This window comes from Aeromicrobium sp. Leaf272 (assembly GCF_001422865.1).
Classification (GTDB): domain Bacteria; phylum Actinomycetota; class Actinomycetes; order Propionibacteriales; family Nocardioidaceae; genus Aeromicrobium.
The window spans coordinates 371,591-387,964 of record NZ_LMMY01000013.1 but is presented as its reverse complement, the minus strand read 5'-3'; the positions used below and the strand labels follow the sequence as shown (position 1 = coordinate 387,964).

13 protein-coding genes are annotated in these 16,374 nt (G+C 71.9%); 6 read left to right on the top strand and 7 right to left on the bottom strand.

Annotated features, from left to right (window positions below; all coding sequences use genetic code 11):
• Positions 1-17: 17 nt before the first annotated feature.
• A complete protein-coding gene (locus ASF38_RS11060; RefSeq protein ID WP_055965227.1) occupies positions 18-692 on the bottom strand; it encodes a TrkA family potassium uptake protein in 675 nt (224 codons plus the stop codon).
• A complete protein-coding gene (locus ASF38_RS11055; RefSeq protein ID WP_055965224.1) occupies positions 685-2,031 on the bottom strand; it encodes a TrkH family potassium uptake protein in 1,347 nt (448 codons plus the stop codon). The genes ASF38_RS11060 and ASF38_RS11055 overlap by 8 nt, the downstream gene beginning before the upstream one ends.
• A 61-nt stretch (positions 2,032-2,092) precedes the next feature.
• On the opposite strand from ASF38_RS11055, the gene ASF38_RS11050 reads away from it, so the two are divergent.
• From ASF38_RS11050 to ASF38_RS11035, 4 genes are read left to right on the top strand one after another with little or no spacing between them, the layout of a single operon-like run.
• On the top strand, positions 2,093-3,946 hold the full coding sequence (locus tag ASF38_RS11050; protein WP_162237349.1) for a CDP-glycerol glycerophosphotransferase family protein: 1,854 nt from the start codon (positions 2,093-2,095) through the stop codon (positions 3,944-3,946).
• 51 nt (positions 3,947-3,997) lie between these two features.
• Positions 3,998-4,990: a glycosyltransferase gene (locus ASF38_RS11045; RefSeq protein WP_055965218.1), complete on the top strand. Its 993-nt coding sequence runs from the start codon at positions 3,998-4,000 to the stop codon at positions 4,988-4,990.
• A complete protein-coding gene (glf, locus tag ASF38_RS11040) occupies positions 4,987-6,126 on the top strand; it encodes a UDP-galactopyranose mutase (RefSeq protein ID WP_055966391.1) in 1,140 nt (379 codons plus the stop codon). The genes ASF38_RS11045 and glf overlap by 4 nt, the downstream gene beginning before the upstream one ends.
• A 25-nt stretch (positions 6,127-6,151) precedes the next feature.
• Positions 6,152-7,381: a CDP-glycerol glycerophosphotransferase family protein gene (locus ASF38_RS11035; protein WP_056576056.1), complete on the top strand. Its 1,230-nt coding sequence runs from the start codon at positions 6,152-6,154 to the stop codon at positions 7,379-7,381.
• A gap of 11 nt (positions 7,382-7,392) precedes the next feature.
• Here ASF38_RS11035 and ASF38_RS11030 read toward each other — a convergent pair whose 3' ends face one another.
• From ASF38_RS11030 to ASF38_RS11020, 3 genes are read right to left on the bottom strand one after another with little or no spacing between them, the layout of a single operon-like run.
• A complete protein-coding gene (locus ASF38_RS11030; protein WP_056576054.1) occupies positions 7,393-8,736 on the bottom strand; it encodes a DUF6716 putative glycosyltransferase in 1,344 nt (447 codons plus the stop codon).
• The gene (locus tag ASF38_RS11025; protein WP_055965209.1) at positions 8,733-9,620 is read right to left on the bottom strand and encodes an N-acetylneuraminate synthase family protein; all 888 of its coding nucleotides are present in this window, start codon (positions 9,618-9,620) and stop codon (positions 8,733-8,735) included. Before ASF38_RS11025 ends, ASF38_RS11030 begins: the two co-directional genes overlap by 4 nt.
• Positions 9,613-10,929 carry an acylneuraminate cytidylyltransferase gene (locus ASF38_RS11020; RefSeq protein WP_082480696.1) on the bottom strand — a complete coding sequence of 439 codons (1,317 nt, stop codon included), beginning with the start codon at positions 10,927-10,929 and terminating at the stop codon, positions 9,613-9,615. The genes ASF38_RS11025 and ASF38_RS11020 overlap by 8 nt, the downstream gene beginning before the upstream one ends.
• A 186-nt stretch (positions 10,930-11,115) precedes the next feature.
• Here ASF38_RS11020 and ASF38_RS11015 point away from each other — a divergent pair, with 186 nt between their 5' ends.
• On the top strand, positions 11,116-12,432 hold the full coding sequence (locus ASF38_RS11015; RefSeq protein WP_235497696.1) for a DUF6716 putative glycosyltransferase: 1,317 nt from the start codon (positions 11,116-11,118) through the stop codon (positions 12,430-12,432).
• A 3-nt stretch (positions 12,433-12,435) separates the two neighbouring features.
• On the opposite strand, the gene ASF38_RS11010 is transcribed toward ASF38_RS11015, so the two are convergent.
• The gene (locus ASF38_RS11010) at positions 12,436-13,845 is read right to left on the bottom strand and encodes a bifunctional cytidylyltransferase/SDR family oxidoreductase (protein WP_200914505.1); all 1,410 of its coding nucleotides are present in this window, start codon (positions 13,843-13,845) and stop codon (positions 12,436-12,438) included.
• 80 nt (positions 13,846-13,925) lie between these two features.
• Between ASF38_RS11010 and ASF38_RS11005 the strand changes: the two genes are divergently transcribed.
• Positions 13,926-15,179 carry a DUF6716 putative glycosyltransferase gene (locus tag ASF38_RS11005; protein WP_156366900.1) on the top strand — a complete coding sequence of 418 codons (1,254 nt, stop codon included), beginning with the start codon at positions 13,926-13,928 and terminating at the stop codon, positions 15,177-15,179.
• A gap of 296 nt (positions 15,180-15,475) precedes the next feature.
• On the opposite strand, the gene ASF38_RS11000 is transcribed toward ASF38_RS11005, so the two are convergent.
• Positions 15,476-16,309 carry a siderophore-interacting protein gene (locus tag ASF38_RS11000; protein WP_200914504.1) on the bottom strand — a complete coding sequence of 278 codons (834 nt, stop codon included), beginning with the start codon at positions 16,307-16,309 and terminating at the stop codon, positions 15,476-15,478.
• Positions 16,310-16,374 lie beyond the last annotated feature (65 nt).

The following is a 16,374-nucleotide window of genomic DNA, read 5'->3' as shown; positions in this document are numbered from 1 at the left end:
AGTCAGCGCTCGGGGGGCTAGCTGAGGGCGCAGTAGGCCTCGACCTTGGGGGTCGGGCCCGAGACGATGAGCTCGTCGCCGGTGGTGACGAAGGTGTCGGCCTTGGCGTAGGTGAAGTCCTCGCCACGAGTCTTGAGTCCGACGACCGTCACGCCGTACTTCTGCCGGACGTTGGAGTCCGTGAGCGTCCGGTCGACGGTGCACTCGGGGGCCCGCGTGCGCGCGATCGCGAAGCCGTCGTCGAACTCGATGAAGTCGGTCATGGTGCCGGTGACCAGGTGCGCCACCCGCTTGCCCATCTGCGACTCCGGACGGATCACGTGCGTGGCTCCGACCCGCTCGAGGATCGCCGCGTGCTTGCCGCTGATCGCCTTGGCCCACACCTCCTTGACCCCGAGGTCCAGCAGGCCGAGCACCGTGAGCACGCTCGCCTCGATGTCGGTGCCGATGCCCACGACGGCGACGCCGAACTGCTCGGCGCCGATCTGGCGCAACGCCTCGGTGTCGGTGGTGTCGGCCGCCACGACGTGGGTGAAGTCGCTCGCGTACCTCTGGACGATCTCGGGACGCTCGTCGACGGCCAGCACGTCGTGTCCGAGCTGCACCAACGATCGCGCCACGGCGGAGCCGAAGCGACCGAGCCCGAGGACGATGACGGGCGCGTTGGCGGGGGTGTCCTTTGCCTTAGCCAATGATCGGTTGCTCCTCGGGAAGGTGGTAGCGCGGCGCTCGCCGCCTCAGGATGAAGGCGGACGCAGCCGCAATGGTGCCCACTCGGCCCACGAACATCAAGACCGCGAGTACCAGCTTGGCACTGTCGGGCAGCTGTGGAGTGAGTCCGGTGCTGAGTCCGACCGTGGCGAACGCCGACGTGCACTCGAACAGGACCTGCTCGAACGAGAAGTCCGTGAGGATCATGACGAGCAGGGTCGTCGACATCACGAGCATCACCGAGATGAGCGCGATGCTCAGCGCGGTGCGCACGACCGCGGGCCCCACCGAGCGGTTGCCGACCGTCACCTCCGGGTCGCCGCGCAGCTCGGCGAGGATCACGAAGGCCAGCAGCAGGAAGGTGGTCACCTTGATGCCGCCGGCGGTGCTGGCACTGCCGCCACCGATGAACATGAGGATGGTGCCGATGGACAGGGTCTCCCCCGACACCGCACCCCAGTCGAAGCTGTTGAGCCCACCCGACCTCGGCATGATGCCGCCCTCGATGCCCGTCACGAGCTTGTCGTGCAGCGACATCGGAGCGAGGGTGTCCGGATTGGCCCACTCGAGGGCCAGGAAGGCCGCGGCGCCGAAGGCCAGCAGACCGATCGACCCCCAGACCGTGAGTCGCGTGTGGATGGTCCAGCGGGCGGGCGTCCGCCACTCCTTGAAGAGCTCGGCGAGCACCGGGAACCCCATGGCCCCCACGAACACGCCTACGCAGATCGGGATGATGACGAGGCCGTCGCCCGCGTAGCCGATCAGGCTGTCGCTGTTGAGGGAGAAGCCGGCGTTGTTGAACGCCATGACCGAGTCGAAGACGCCGTGCCACAGCGCCGTCGGCAGGTCGTCGAAGTAGGTCAGGCGGTACCGAACGGTCAGGAACGCCGCGATCGCACCCTGGAAGCCGAGCATCATCACCGCGACGCGGCGGAACAGGGGCCGGACCTCGCCGATGTTGACGACGTGCATGTCGGCCTGCGCGACCAGACGGGTGCGCAGCCCCAGACGTCCGCCGATGAACAGGCCGAGCACCGTGGCCAGGGCGACGATGCCGAGGCCGCCGATCTCGACGAGGACGAGGATGATCGCCTGGCCGGCAGGGCTCCAGTAGGTCGACGTGTCGACGCTCGCCAGACCCGTGACGGTGACGGCCGACGCGGACGTGAAGAAGGCGTCGACGACGTCGGCACGCCCCTGTGCACTGCGGGCGACCGGCATCAGCAGGAGCGCGGTGCCGAGGAGGATCAGGGCGAAGAACGTGAGTGGCAGCAGCCGCACTGGGTGCGCGATGGCAGCCGGGATCCTCGGACGTGGCACGCCACGACCGTACCCCTACCGGAGGCTTCGGGGGGCCGTACGTGGCTGCTACGGTCTCCTGATGCCTTCCAGCCCCTCTGCCGTCGTCGGCCGGTTGGCCCGAGTGGCCGTCTCGCGCTCCGGCGTGGCGCTCCTGCTGAGCCTCGCCCTCCCCGCCGTCGCCCTCCTGCTCGTGCTGGTCGCCGACTCCGTGGGCACCGAGCGGGTCGCGCTCGCCCTCGTGGCGGTCTCGCTCGTCGGCGAGTACCTGCTGCTCTCCGGCCCGCCGGCGGTGCGGACGGGCCTGCACCAGGCGTCGCTCGGCATCCCGGTCCGCTTCGTGGTGCGGCTCCTCGCCGTGCTCACGCTCCTGAACCTGCCCGACGACCGCACGGCCCACACGTCGACGGCCTTCGTCGGTCTCGCGATGCTGGTGGCCCTGTGCGGACGCGCCCTGCACCACGAGTACCGCCGGGTCGGCTCGCTGCGCCCCCTGCGCACCCGCAACATCCCGGGTGACCCGTCCATCGCGGTCGAGCCCCCGGCACGCGTGCTCGAGGTGTGCCTCGCCCAGGCGGCGGTGCTCGTCGTCGGACCCCTCGGCGCGCCCTTCTGGCTGGTCCTGCTCGTCGGCGTGCTCGCCGTCGCCGCCCTGGCCTACGTCACCGTTCCCGACGCCCGGACCTCGTGGCGGATGCGCCAGGCCAAGCGCGCGACGGGGTTCACCCCTGCCCTGCGCCAGGTGCAGGACTTCCTCGACGAGTACCAGCCCGAGGTGGTGCTGCACCTCAGCGGTCCGCTCGGCTCGGCCTACCAGGTCAACACCTGGCTCGAGTCGCTCGAGGCCCTCGACCGCCGGGTGCTCGTGGTGCTGCGCGACGCGCCGCTCTTCGACACCATCCGCCACACCGACCTGCCGACCCTGCAGCTGGCCAACGCCGGCGAGCTGCTCATGCTCGACTTCGCCAGCGTCAAGGTCGCCCTGTACCCGTCGAACACGGGCAACAACATCCACCTGCTGCGCCTGCCGCACATCATGAGTGCTTTCGTGGGCCACGGCGACAGCGACAAGTCGGCCTCGGCCAACCCGTTCTCGCGGGTCTACGACGAGCTGTGGGTGGCCGGGGAGGCCGGTGCCGACCGCTACCGCAAGTCCGGGCTCGGCATCCACGAGAGCCAGTTCCGGTTCGTCGGCCGCCCCCAGGTGCACTCCATCTCCTCGAGCCCGCGGGTGGGCGAGGAGGACGTGCCGACGATCCTGTACGCCCCCACCTGGGAGGGCGTGAACACCCTGCAGGAGTACTCGTCGATCTCCGCCGTCGGCGCGAGGATCGTCGAGGCCGTGCTCGGCTCCCCCACCCCGGCACGCCTCGTCTACAAGCCGCACCCCTTCACCGGCCAGCGCGACGCCAAGTACCGCGCCGTCAACGCCGCGATCGCGGCACGCGTCCGCGAGGCCGCCGCCTCCTCCGGCATCGACCACAAGGTGGTGCGCAGCGGTCCCATCGAGCCCTGGTTCAACCGCGCCACGGCACTGTTCACCGACGTCTCGAGCGTGGTCTCGGACTTCCTGGCCAGCGAGAAGCCGATCGCCGTGTTCAACCACACCGGGCACGGCGGCACCCCGCTCGACGAGACGACGTTCCGCGCCGAGTACCCCTCCGCGTCGGCCGCCACCATCGTGGGCCCCGACGGCTCGGGCATCGAGGAGCTCGTGCAGGTCGCCACCGGCCAGGTCCCCGACGAGCGCGCGGCCGAGCGGACCCGCCTCGCCACCTACCTCCTGGGGGCACCGGAGAAGCGCACCCTCGAGTCCTTCCGCGCCAGCGTCGAGGCGTTCATCGCCCGCGCGGAGGGCGAGCGCGAGCAGTACTTCGGCCAGACCCAGTCACATGACCCGATCGACTCCGACGACAGCCTCGGCGACGTCGAGTAGGCAGCGTCAGGGCCTCCCGGTGGCGGGCGTCCCGGACGGTAGGGTGGCCCGGTGACCGAGGCACCCGACAAGATCGCGATCGCGATCGTCACGTTCAACCGGTCCGCGTTCCTCGCCGAGCTCCTGCAGAGCGCCGCGGCGATGACGACGCCGGCGTGGCGCATCGTCGTCGTCGACAACGCCAGCACCGACGACACCCAGCAGGTGCTCGCCGACGCCCAGGCCTGGTTCCCCGACGGCGTGCTCGTGAACCGACTGCTCGACACGAACACGGGCGGCTCGGGCGGGTTCAGCGAAGGCACCCGCGTGGCGCTCGAGCTGGGGGCCGACTGGGTGTGGCTCATGGACGACGACGTCGAGATCCTGCCCGACGCGCTCGAGCGCTTCGCCCCCTGGATGGAGCGGTTCGGCTGCATCCACGGCCGGCGCTACGACTTCGACGGCTCGCCCTTCTACTGGCAGGCCAAGTTCAACCAGTTCCTCGGCGTCCCGCTCCCCTACAGCGTCAAGGACTTCGACCGCGGCGGCTACGCCGTCACGAACTCGGGCACCTTCGAGGGGATGCTGGTCAGCGCCGACGTCGTGCGCCTCATCGGCCTGCCCGACCCGCGCTTCTTCATCTCCTGGGACGACGCCGCCTACGCCTGGCTGGCCGCCCAGCACACCACGGTCGTGTACGTCGACGAGTTCGTGCTCAAGCGCAAGCGGGAGCAGCAGCAGGTCAACCTGGGCATCCGGCACCTCAACGACGGCTCGCCCCTGTTCCGCTTCCACGTGATCCGCAACCGCGCCTACGTCGGCAAGTACTTCCGCGAGTACGGCAAGCTCAACCGCCTCGGCTTCGGCCTCGGCACCGCGCTGACCCTCGCCAAGGAGGTGTTCCGGCTCGTCGTCGTGCAGCACACCCTCAAGGGTGTCGGCGATCTCGTGCGGGGATTCCGCGCCAACCGGGCGATCTGGCGCGACGACACGTGGCGGCCGATGGACCCGTCCGACGTCCCGCCGGCGCTCCCCCCGGCCACCGAGCCGGAGGTGCGACGATGACCGACCTCGTGGTGGTGGGTGCGGGCTTCTTCGGACTGACGGTCGCCGAGCGCATGGCCGAGCAGGGTCGCCAGGTGCACGTCATCGACCGCCGCGACCACATCGGCGGCAACGCGTACTCCGAGGCCGAGCCGCGGACCGGCATCGAGGTCCACCGGTACGGGGCGCACCTGTTCCACACCTCCAACGAGCGGGTGTGGGAGTACGTCAACCGGTTCACCGCGTTCACGCCCTACCAGCACCGCGTGTACTCCACGTACCGCGACGAGGTGTTCCCGCTGCCCATCAACCTGGGCACCATCAACCAGTTCACCCGCTCGTCGATGACCCCCTCCGAGGCGCGCGCCTGGGTGGTCGAGCACGCCGCCCGGCAGACCGGGACCCCGGCGAACCTCGAGGAGAAGGCGATCAGCCTGATCGGCGAGCCGCTGTACGAGGCGTTCATCAAGGGCTACACGGCCAAGCAGTGGCAGACCGACCCCACCGAGCTGGGCGCCGACATCATCAGCCGGCTGCCGGTCCGGTACACCTACGACAACCGGTACTTCAACGACACCCACGAGGGTCTGCCGGTCGACGGGTACACGGCCTGGCTGGAGCGGATGGCCGACCACCCGAACATCACGGTCACCCTCGACGTCGACTTCCTCGATCCCGCGTCGGTCGTCTCCAAGGACGCCACGGTCGGCCAGGTGCCGGTCGTCTACACCGGCCCCGTCGACCGCTACTTCGACGACGCGCACGGTCCGCTGTCGTGGCGCACCCTCGACTTCGAGACCGAGGTGCTCGGCGTCGGGGACTTCCAGGGCACGTCGGTGATGAACTACGCCGACGACGACGTCCCGTACACGCGCATCCTGGAGTTCCGGCACTTCCACCCCGAGCGCACGCACTACCCCGACGACGCCACGGTGATCGTCCGGGAGTTCTCGCGGTTCGCCGACGGCGCCACCGACGAGCCGTACTACCCGGTCAACACGCCGGCCGACCGCGAACGTCTCCTCGCCTACCGCGCCCTCATGGCCGACGAGCCCGACGTGCACTTCGGTGGCCGCCTGGGCACCTACCAGTACCTCGACATGCACATGGCCATCGGCTCGGCGCTGTCGATGGTCGACAACGCGCTGACCCGATGACCCCCGCACGAACGCCGGGGCCCAGGTGAGCGGCGCACGGGCGGGTCTCGCGGTCCGCGTGCGGCTCTGGCTGATCGGCCGGATCCGACGCTCCCGGTTCCTGCCCACCGGCATGCCCGACAAGCGGGTCGACGTCGCCGCGCTCGAGCAGCCGCTCGCCGCAGACGTGATCGTCTTCCACCCCACGGGCCAGGACACGCTGTACCAGCTGCTGCCGTGGCTCCCGGCGTTCCGTGCCCTCGGCACCACGCACCCGGTCACCATCGTGTTCCGCGACTCCCGCACGGCCGCAGCCGTGCGCACCGCGCTGGCCGAGAGCGGCGACGACGCCGGCGTGACGTGCCTGACGCTCGCCACCTACGGGCAGCTGGACGCCATCCTGAGCCGCAGCCGGGTGCGGCTCGCGCTCTACGTGAACCACGACCCGATCAACTTCGAGTGCCTGCGCTTCACCTCGCTCGCCCACGTCTACCTCGGCCACGGCGACAGCGACAAGGGCGTGTCGGTCTCGAACCAGGTCAAGGCCTACGACCACTGCTTCCTCGCCGGCCGAGCCGCGCTGGAGCGCACGGCCACGCACGTGATGGACTACGACGCCGAGGAGCGCAGCATCCTCATCGGCCAGCCACAGCTCGACGGCTCCCCCGACGTGGTGCCGGCGCCGGACCCGGCCGGGCGACCCACGGTGCTGTACGCCCCCACGTGGGAGGCCTCGCAGCCGTCGGTGTCGTACGGATCGGTCGACGCCCTGGGCCTCGAGCTCGTCCGGGCCCTGCAGCCGACCTACCGCGTCGTCTACCGTCCGCACCCGCTCAACGGCGTGGTGCGGGCCGAGTACGGCGCGGCCGACGCGGCGGTCCGCGAGGCGGCCGACCGGGTCGACCTGCGCGTCCCGCTCGAGCAGTCCTTCGCCGACGCCGACCTGCTCGTCACCGACGTGTCGGCGGTGCCCCTCAACTGGCTCCCCACCGGCAAGCCGATGCTCGTGACCGTGCCGGGGGTGCCGACGCCGGCGAGCCGCATGCTGGAGCTGCTACCCCGCGTCCGCCGCGGCGACGACCACGCCGCCCTCGTGGCGCACCACCTCGCGGACGACCCCACCCGCCAGGCGCGGACGGCCCTCGTGTCCCACTACCTGACCGACGTCACCCCGGGCGCTGCCACGCAGAGGTTCGTCGACGCGTGCGAGCAGGTCATGGCCCGACGCGACCGGCTCTGGGCAGAGAAGCAGGCCCTGGGCGCCACCGGCCCGTAGCGCGGGCGCGCTCAGCGGGCGAGGCCGACGCGACGCAGCAGGCGGGTCAGGTGCCACCGGCGACGGTTCACCCACTGCGCGGCCACGAGGAAGCGACGCTCCAGCTCGCGCAGCCGCCCCGGGTTCTCGGGGCTGAACGCGAAGTGGCGGTACATGAGCCGCCGCAGCCGGTTCATCCAGCCGGCCGGGACCTCCCGGTACGGCAGCAGGCCGAGCGTCGACCGCTGGTCGAGCAGCTCCTCCACCCGCGCGACCCACGTGTCGTCGTCGGGGTCGTGGAAGTAGTTGTCCGCGAGCCACGCCGGGTCGGGGTGGCGGAAGCGTCCGGCCACCAGCTCGTCCGAGCCGACCAGCAGGCCGCTGCCCTTCAGCACGACGTTGATCTGCGCGGCGCCCACCCCGTAGTCGTCGAGGGCGATGACCGGGACGTCCGCGGCGACGGCCTCGAGCACCGCGGTGGAGCTCACGGTCACCAGACCTACGGCCCGGCGGAGCTGGGCGCGCATGGAGCCGCTCTCCACCACCAGGTTGCCCGGGAGGTCGTCACCTGCGGCCACCCGCTCGGCCATCAGGTCGGGGTAGGAGTCCTGCTCGTGGTGGGTCTGGGACTCGCCCTCCTGCGCCCGGACCTTCACCACCACCTCGAGGTGCGGATGGGCACGAGCGGTCTCCACGAGCCGGTCCAGCAGGTGCGCACGGTCACGGCGGCCCGACGGGACCTGGGCCTGGGCGGCGAAGACGATGCGGTCCCGCGGCACCTCCGACGGGTCCGCGCGCATGGCGTCCGCGCCCGCGACGACCGGGACACGGTCGATGAAGGGCATGGTCGCCAGCTCGAAGCCCAGCGGCACGGCCAGACGTCGGCTCGCGATGGCGAACTCGCGCAGCTCGCGTCTGCTGTGCACGACGAACACGTCGACCGAGCGCCGGAACCCCAGCCCGTAGGGCAGCACGGGCACGGCGATGCCGGCGAGCCCGCTCACCAGCACCGGTCGATCGGGCGTGTTCGCGACCAGGGAGACGGTGGCCTGCACCGTGTAGCCGCGGGCGGCGAGCAGCAGCACGTCGGGGCGCCACCGCTCGAGCAGCCGCTTCAGGTCCCCCAGCCCGACCACCTCGACGGTGTCGTCCTCGAACCGGGTGCCCTCCAGCGCGTCCGTCAGCTGACGCGGGCTGGGCAGGGCGCTGCTGCGCGCGACGACGAGCAGCGCCCCCCAGTCCTTCGGCAGCCGTCCTGCGAGGGCGGCGCCGTACTTGACGTAGGAGTCCGAGTCGGTGACGACCAGGACCCTGGGCCGCGGACGGTCATCGACGTCCGCGGCCCTGCCGTCGGTGTGGGGGCGGGACCCCGTCACGCACCCACCGTCGACGTGTCCCGACGCAGTCGCTGCATCGGCTTGTGCTCGCCGGGCATGACCCGCTTCACGCCGTCGCCCATGGCCTTCTCGAGCACGCGGATGTCGCGCGTCAGGCTCATGAAGCCGTGCGGCTCCAGGCTGGCGGCCTGGTCCGAGCCCCACATCGTGCGGTCGAGCGTGATGTGCCGCTCGACCGCCACGGCACCGAGCGCCACCGCGGCGAGCGAGATCTGCAGGCCGCGCTCGTGGCCCGAGTAGCCGACCGGGACGCCGTAGCGCTCCGCGAGCACCGGGATGGTGCGCAGGTTGGCCTCCTCCGGGGGGAGGGGGTAGGTCGACGTGGCGTGCAGGACGATCAGCTTCTCCGTGCCGAGGATCTCCACGGCCGCGTCGATCTGCTCCAGCGTGCTCATGCCGGTCGACAGGATGATCGGCTTGCCGGTCGAGGCCAGCTCGCGCAGCAGCTCGTGGTCGGTCACCGAGGCCGAGGCGACCTTGTGCGTCGAGACGCCCATGTCCTCGAGGAACTGCACCGAGGGGACGTCCCACGGCGAGGCGAACCAGTCGACGCCCTGCGCCGCGGCGTGGGCCGCGATCTCGGTGTACTGCTCGGTCTCGAACTCGACCTTGTAGCGGTACTCGAGGTAGCTCATCTCGCCCCACGGCGTCTCGCGACGCGTGTGCTTCATGTCCTCGGGCGTCGCGATGTCGGGGGTGCGCTTCTGGAACTTGACCGCCTGCGCACCCGCGAGGGCAGCCACGTCGATGAGCTTCTTGGCGACGGCGACGTCGCCGTTGTGGTTGATGCCGATCTCTCCGATGACGTACGTCGGGCGGTGACGCCCCACGATCTCCTCACCGATCTGTACCCATTCACTCATGGTCGGGCCCTTCTTCTCCGTGGATGTTCGGATGGTCCTGCGTGATGCGATCGTGCGGGTCGGCGAGCACGCGGTCGGCGAGCTCGCGGACGGCTCCGTCGCCACCTCGGCGGCGGAGCACGTAGGGGGCCGCCACGCGGGCGGCGGAGTGGGCGCCGGCGGGCACGACCGGCCAGCCGACGGCGCGCAGGCACTCGACGTCGTTGACGTCGTTGCCGAGGTAGGCGACGTCGGCGAGCGGGATGTCCAGGTCGCGCGCCCAGGCGGTGAGGGCGGCGATCTTGTCGGTGCACCCGGTCACCGCGTCGACACCGAGCTTCTCGGCCCGGGCGCGGACGACCGGGTTGGTCTCGGTGGACAGCACCAGCACCGGGATCCCGGCCTCGCGCAGGCGTCCGATGCCCAGGCCGTCCGAACGGCTGACCACCACGGACTCGACGCCGTGGGAGTCCAGACGGAGGCTGTCGTCGGTGTGCACGCCGTCGAAGTCCGTCACGACGGCGCGCGCACGCAGCGGGCACGACGCCGGGTCGCTGTTCTCGGCCTCGCGCCTCGTGAACAGCTCCTCGGCCAGTCGCAGGTCGTGCTCGGTGTCGATCTCGAGCGCGTCGCGCGGGGAGACCTCCACCATCTCGAGGCGGCCGAAGAACCGGTGCCCGTGCTCGAGGAACCCGTGGGTCCGCATGGCGTAGAAGGCACCCGTCTCGGTGAACTCCGGGGCCCGGTCCTGGCGACGCTGGCGGCGACGCTTGTCGTGGTTCACGCCCTCGGGGCCGTCGGGCCCGAGCCGCCACACGTGCTGCTCGGTGCGGACCACGCTGAAGGCCACGTCCGAGCCACCGGTCGTCACGCAGGCCACGGCGCGGTCGACGTCGTCGGGGTCGATGAAGGGGCTGGTCGCCTGGACGAAGACCGTGACCTCGGGGACGGCGCCACGGGTGCCGAGAGCAGCGAGGGCGTGGCGCAGGGCCGACTCCGAGGACGCCTCGTCGCCGGCCAGCCGCGCCGGACGGTCGATCACGAGCGCGCCGGCCGCGCGGGCGGCGTAGGCGATCTCGTGGTCGTCGGTGGAGACGACCACCTGGTCGACCGACGACACGGCACGCAGCGACCGGACGGCACGCACGACCAGCGGCTCGCCACCGAGGGGCCGCAGGTTCTTGCGCGGCACGCCCTTGGAGCCACCGCGTGCGGGGATCACGGCCACCACGCCGCCGCGGCGCACGGCGGGACGCGACGAGGACGGGGTGGGGAGCGTCCCGACGCCGACGGACGTCGGGTCGAGGTTGCGCTCGAGGAGCTCGGTCATGTCGGTGACGCTAGGGAGGCCGTCCGTCCGTCAGGTGAACGCCACGGCACCCGCCGACGAACGTCGATCGACCACCTCGAGGGGTCCGTGGGCCACGAGTCGAACCGTGGACCAACAGTGGGTGAACCACCCCGCGCCACGGCTGGATCGCGCGAGGATCGTGGCTACCGTGGCGCCGTGAACGCCATGGAGCAGACCCGCCGGACGAGCCCGGCCGCCGCCACGACCGCCCGTGCGGAGGCGCCGGTGCGCGTGGTGGCGATCGCCGGGTTCGACTCGCAGCTCAAGTGGTCCGTGGGCATCTGCCGCGAGCTGGAGAGCCGCGGCGCGCAGGTCGAGGTGCTGGCGCCGCGAGGTCGCAGCGCGCTCTCGGACCAGCAGGTCCGCGACGTCGGCTTCAGCGCGGTGCGCACGGTCGACTGGGACGACGTCGTCGAGGCGGCCGCCGCCGCGGACGTGGTGGTCTGTGCGCTGGCGGGACCGCTGGTCCGGCGGCTCACCATCGCGTTGGCCGAGCGCCCCCTGCAGCCCGGTCCGGTCGTCGTCGCCGGCTGGGTCGGGATCATCATCGAGAAGATCACGGCCGGCTACCTCGACCGCTGCGGCGCGGACGTCGTGGCGGTGAACGCTCGGCACGAGCTCGACCAGTTCCGCTTCACCGCCCAGCGGCTCGCCGTCCCGGACGAGAACCTCGTGCTGAGCGGCCTGCCCTTCCTCTCGTCGCGGCCTCGGCCCCAGCGGGACACGCCGGTGCGGACGGTGCTGTTCGCCGACCAGCCCACGGTGCCGTCCGGCGCCGGGGACCGCAGCTACCTGTACCGCCGGCTCGTCGAGCACGCCCGTCGACACCCGGACCGCGAGGTCCTGCTCAAGCCGCGACACCGCCTCGGCGAGGACACCTTCCACCGGATGCACCACCACCCGGAGCAGCTGCTGGCCGGCGTCGACCTGCCGCCGAACTTCCGGATCGTCTACACCTCCATCCCCGAGCTGCTCCCCCGCACCGACCTGCTGCTCACGGTCTCCTCGACCGCGTGCCTCGAGGCGGTCGACGCGGGGTGTCGCGTCGCCCTGGTGCTGGACCTGGGCGTGCACGAGCGGCTGGGCAACCACGTCTTCCTCGACAGCGACCTGCTGCGCACGTTCGACCAGATTGACGACGACGACCTCGGCACGCCCGCCGCGGCCTGGGTCGACAGCTACTTCGGTGGCCGCACCTCGTCCTCGGCCGGCACGATCGTGGACCGGGTCGAGAAGCTGCTGGCCAGTGGCGAGCGGCCCTCGCGCCTGGTCCGCTCGTCACCGTACTTCCGCGCGGCCGTCGAGCTCGAGACGGCACGTGCCGCCGGGTCGCTCACCCGGGCACCGGGCCCGTGGGCACGGCGTCGCCACCGGTACGGCGTCGTCCGAGGCACCGTGGTGCACGCCGGCACCCAGCTGCTCCCGCCGGCCCTCATGCGGCCCGTGCGGCACCTCTACCGGCGCGCCCTGGGTCGGGTCTGAGCCTCAGCTGCCGCCGCCGATGGCGGCCGGACCGTCCTCGCGACGGATGTCGATGATGTGCCCGGTCTGCGGCGACAGGAGCACGTCGAGCGACCGCAGGGCGACGACCTCGGACTCCAGCAGGGTGCCCTCGGGCTCGGCCCCGAAGGCCTTGGTGCGCATGGGCGTGCCGGTGCGCTCGGGGTTCACGCAGTTCACCCGCACCTCACCGGCCCACTCGTCCGCGAGGGCCTGGGTGAGGTTCACCGTGGCGGCCTTGGCCGAGGAGTACAGGGAGTAGCCCTTGCGGCCGCGCGTGTACGACGACGACGTGAACAGCAGCAGCGAGCCGTGGTGCTTGGCCAGGTGCGGGTAGAACTCCTGGGCGATGAAGATCGGGGCGAGGTAGTTGATCTCGGTGGCGGCCCAGATGGTCTCCTCCGACGTCTCGGCGAGGTCGCCGATCGGCAGGACGCCGGCGGTGTTGACCACGAGGTCGATCCGGCCCGACTCGGCCAGCACCTTCTTCGCGGCCGCGGCGACGTCCTCACGACGGTCGACGTGGGTGTTCGTCGAGGACCGGGAGAACGTGTGCACCGTGGCGCCGTGCGCACGCGCCAGCGCGGCGATGTCGCCACCGATGCCGTAGGAGCCGCCGAAGACGACCATGACCTTCCCCGCCAGCGCCTCGCGGTACTGGTTCTCGTCGAGCTCGTCGGGCGCGTCGGCCGAGGCCAGCTGGAACAGCTTGTCGGCGATGTAGACGTCGATCGGCTCGGTGACCTTCATGTTGCGCTCGTGCCCGGCGACGACGGTGATCGGCACCTCCGGCAGGTAGCGCAGCACCACGGTGCAGTCGTCGGTGGCCGTGAAGTCGGGGTCCTGCCAGGCACGGTCGTAGGCGCGGCGGATGACGGAGGACCGGAAGGCCTGGGGCGTCTGGCCGCGGCGCAGCAGGTGGCGCGGGAGGACGTCCTCGATGCAGCCCGAGGTCGCGTCGACCTGCACCACGGTGTCGGCCGACGGGATGGCGGTGTCGACCGCCTCGTACTCCTGCAGGGCTGCCACGCAGTCGTCGATGATCGTCTGGGAGACGAGCGGGCGGACCGCGTCGTGGAACAGCACGTTGCACTCGTCGTCGCCCAGCGCGGCCAGCGCGCGGCTGGTGGTCTCGTTGCGGGTCTCGCCGCCCTCGAGGATCTGGGTCACCTTGTCGTAGCCGCCCGCGTCGACGATGGCGCGCACCGGGTCGAGGTGGCCGGGCGTCATGAGGATGACGATCTCGTCGATGTTCCTCGACGCCTGGAAGGCGGCGACGGTGTGCTCGAGGATCGTCTTCCCGGCGATCTTGATGAGCTGCTTGGGGATGGAGAGCCCCACCCGGGTCCCGGTTCCACCGGCGAGGATCACGGCCACGTTGCGCAGTTCGGTCACCCGAGGAAGGGTACCTGCGTTCATGTCGGCGTCGCCCACCGTCCTCCTGCCGCTCGCTCCGCTGCGCCAGGCTGGCCGCCATGAGCGTGCGTGCCCTCGTCCTGGCGGACACCGACTCCTACGTGAAGTGGGGTGCGACGCTCGCCGCGACCGCGCCGTGGACGTCGCGCCTCGCCGTGCTCGACGGCCACGCCGCACCGAGCCGACGCCAGGTCGCTGACGCCGTCGACGGCTCGGGGTTCGACGTCGAGCAGGTCACCTGGACCGATGCCGACGCCCTGCGCGAGCTGCTCACGGCGTGGCGCCCGGACGTGCTGGTCCTCGCCGTCCGAGCCCATGCCGTGCCACCGGTGCTCCGTCTGCTCGACGACGCCCCCGGCCGGCCCGTCGTGCTCACGGGCGTGGCCGGCGTCTGCGTCCCGGTGCAGTGGTACGACGTGAACCTGCGCCGCGGCGCCGACGTCTTCGTCGTGCACTCGCGCCGCGAACGACGCGACCTGGTGGCGGTCGCCGCCCGGCACGACGTGCCGCACCGGGTGGCGCTGGCGACGCTGCCGTTCCTGCGCGTGGCCGCGCGCCGTCCGGTCGAGGTCGGGGCCGGTCGTGGCGCCGTGGCCGCGCCGCCCGCACCCGACGGGCCGGTGGTCTTCGCACCTCAGTCGCTCGTGCCGCACGACGACGCCGGGCGCGAGAGGGTCCTGCGCGGGCTCGCCACCGCCGTGAGGCCGGGGCGCGAGGTGCACGTGAAGGTGCGCTCGCGGGCCGGCGAGGTCGAGGCGCACCGCGGAGCCGGCGACTACGCCGCACTGCTCGCACGCCTGCACGCCGACGGCGCCACGCCTGAGGGACTGCGCGTGGTCGACGGCCCCATGAGCCAGCACCTGCGCGGCGCCTCGGGCTTCGTCACGGTCGGCTCCTCGGCGGCGCTCGAGGCCGTGGCCGCAGGCGTCCCCGCCGTCGTGCTCACCGACCTGGGCGTGGACGACGCTCACCTCAACAGCGTGTTCGTGGGGAGCGGGCTGCTGGGCACGCTCGCCGACGTCGCGCACGGTCGCTTCCGGAGCGTGGACCGCGGCTGGGCGCACGACAACTACTTCCACGACCCCGCTGCCGACGACTGGCAGACCCAGGTCGAGCACCTCCTGGCCGAGCGGGCCCGGCACGGGCTCCCTGCGCCCGCCCGCGTGCCCACCACGCTCGGCAACCGGGTGCGGGGCGTCTACTACCGGCTGGACGCCCTCGCGCCGTGGCGCGGCACGGCGCTCGAGCCGCTCGAGCGCCTGCTCCTGGCCGCGGCCCGCCGGCTCAACCGCGCCGTGCTGCACCTGCGCTGAGTGGCTTTGGGGGGCCGCGAGGGTGGCGGGAGGTAGGTGGCGCGCGCTTCCCGCGGAGGAGCGGTAGGTGGCACGCGGATACGAGCCCGCTTTCCGCGCGCCGCCTACCTCCGAGTTCCGGGATACGCGCGCCACCTACCGCCCACCCAGGCCGCAGCCCGAGAGCCGAGCCAGCGACGTCGCCGCCGCTCGGTCGAAGGCCCTTTCGGAGGCCACACCCAGCGCGAGCCGCAGCATCGCACCGGCAAGGTCGCGCGCCCCCAGCTGCAGCGCACCAGCAGGCCGCGACGGCCCCCTCAGCCGCCGGGCCGGATGATCGCCTCGTTCTGGCTGCTCTTCCAGCGCCGGAAGCCCTCCTCGGTCTCGCCCCGACGCCAGTACGCGGAGACCGAGAGGTCGGCCCGCTCCACCCGCTCGCGCACGTAGGGGCGCACGGTCTTGAGCAGACCTGACTCGCCGTGGACGAAGGCCTGGACACGGCCCTCGGGCCAGTCCCACGCGCGGACCGCGTCGTCGAGGAGCGAGGTGCTGCCGGCCGGGGCATCGCCGCGGTGCAGCCAGTGCACCGTGACCTCCCCCGCCGTGGGCAGGTCGATCTCGTCGCGGGCGTCGTCGACCTCGCAGAACAGCGTGGCCCGCGCACCCTCGGGCAGGTGCTCCAGCGTCACGGCCAGGGCAGGCAGGGCCGACTCGTCACCCACGAGCAGGTGGTGGTCGACCTCCTCGCGCGGCGAGTAGGCACCGCCGGGTCCGCGCACGTGGATCGTGGCCCCCGGTCGCACCTGCGCCGCCCACGGCCCGGCCACGCCCTCGTCGCCGTGCACGACGACGTCGATCCAGAGCTCGCGGGCCTCGAGGTCCAGGCGTCGCACCGTGTAGGTGCGCAGCACCGGCCACACCTCGTTCGGCAACGTCGCCCTGACGTCGTCGAGGTCGAGCGGATCGGGATAGTCGACGCCGTCGGCCAGGAACACCAGCTTGACGTAGGAGTCGGCCCAGCCGGACCAGCGTCCGGCGAGCTCGTCGAAGCCCCGGGCGACCTCACCGTCACCGAGCACCAGCCGCTTCAGGTGGGGCGTGACCTCCCGGACGTCGAGCACGGTCAGGTGAGCGGGGCGCGACGTCGACACGATGGGTAGCCTAACCAGGTGAGCCACGAGACCCCGACGACCGCAGCCACCCCCTCCTCCGATGG

What these genes read in the sequence shown, in the direction of transcription:
- ASF38_RS11050 (WP_162237349.1), top strand. Translation starts at nt 2,093, where the DNA reads ATGCCTTCCAGCCCCTCTGCCGTCGTCGGCCGGTTGGCCCGAGTGGCC.
- glf (WP_055966391.1), top strand. Translation starts at nt 4,987, where the DNA reads ATGACCGACCTCGTGGTGGTGGGTGCGGGCTTCTTCGGACTGACGGTC.
- ASF38_RS11025 (WP_055965209.1), bottom strand. Translation starts at nt 9,620, where the DNA reads ATGAGTGAATGGGTACAGATCGGTGAGGAGATCGTGGGGCGTCACCGC.
- ASF38_RS11020 (WP_082480696.1), bottom strand. Translation starts at nt 10,929, where the DNA reads ATGACCGAGCTCCTCGAGCGCAACCTCGACCCGACGTCCGTCGGCGTC.
- ASF38_RS11015 (WP_235497696.1), top strand. Translation starts at nt 11,116, where the DNA reads ATGGAGCAGACCCGCCGGACGAGCCCGGCCGCCGCCACGACCGCCCGT.
- ASF38_RS11005 (WP_156366900.1), top strand. Translation starts at nt 13,926, where the DNA reads ATGAGCGTGCGTGCCCTCGTCCTGGCGGACACCGACTCCTACGTGAAG.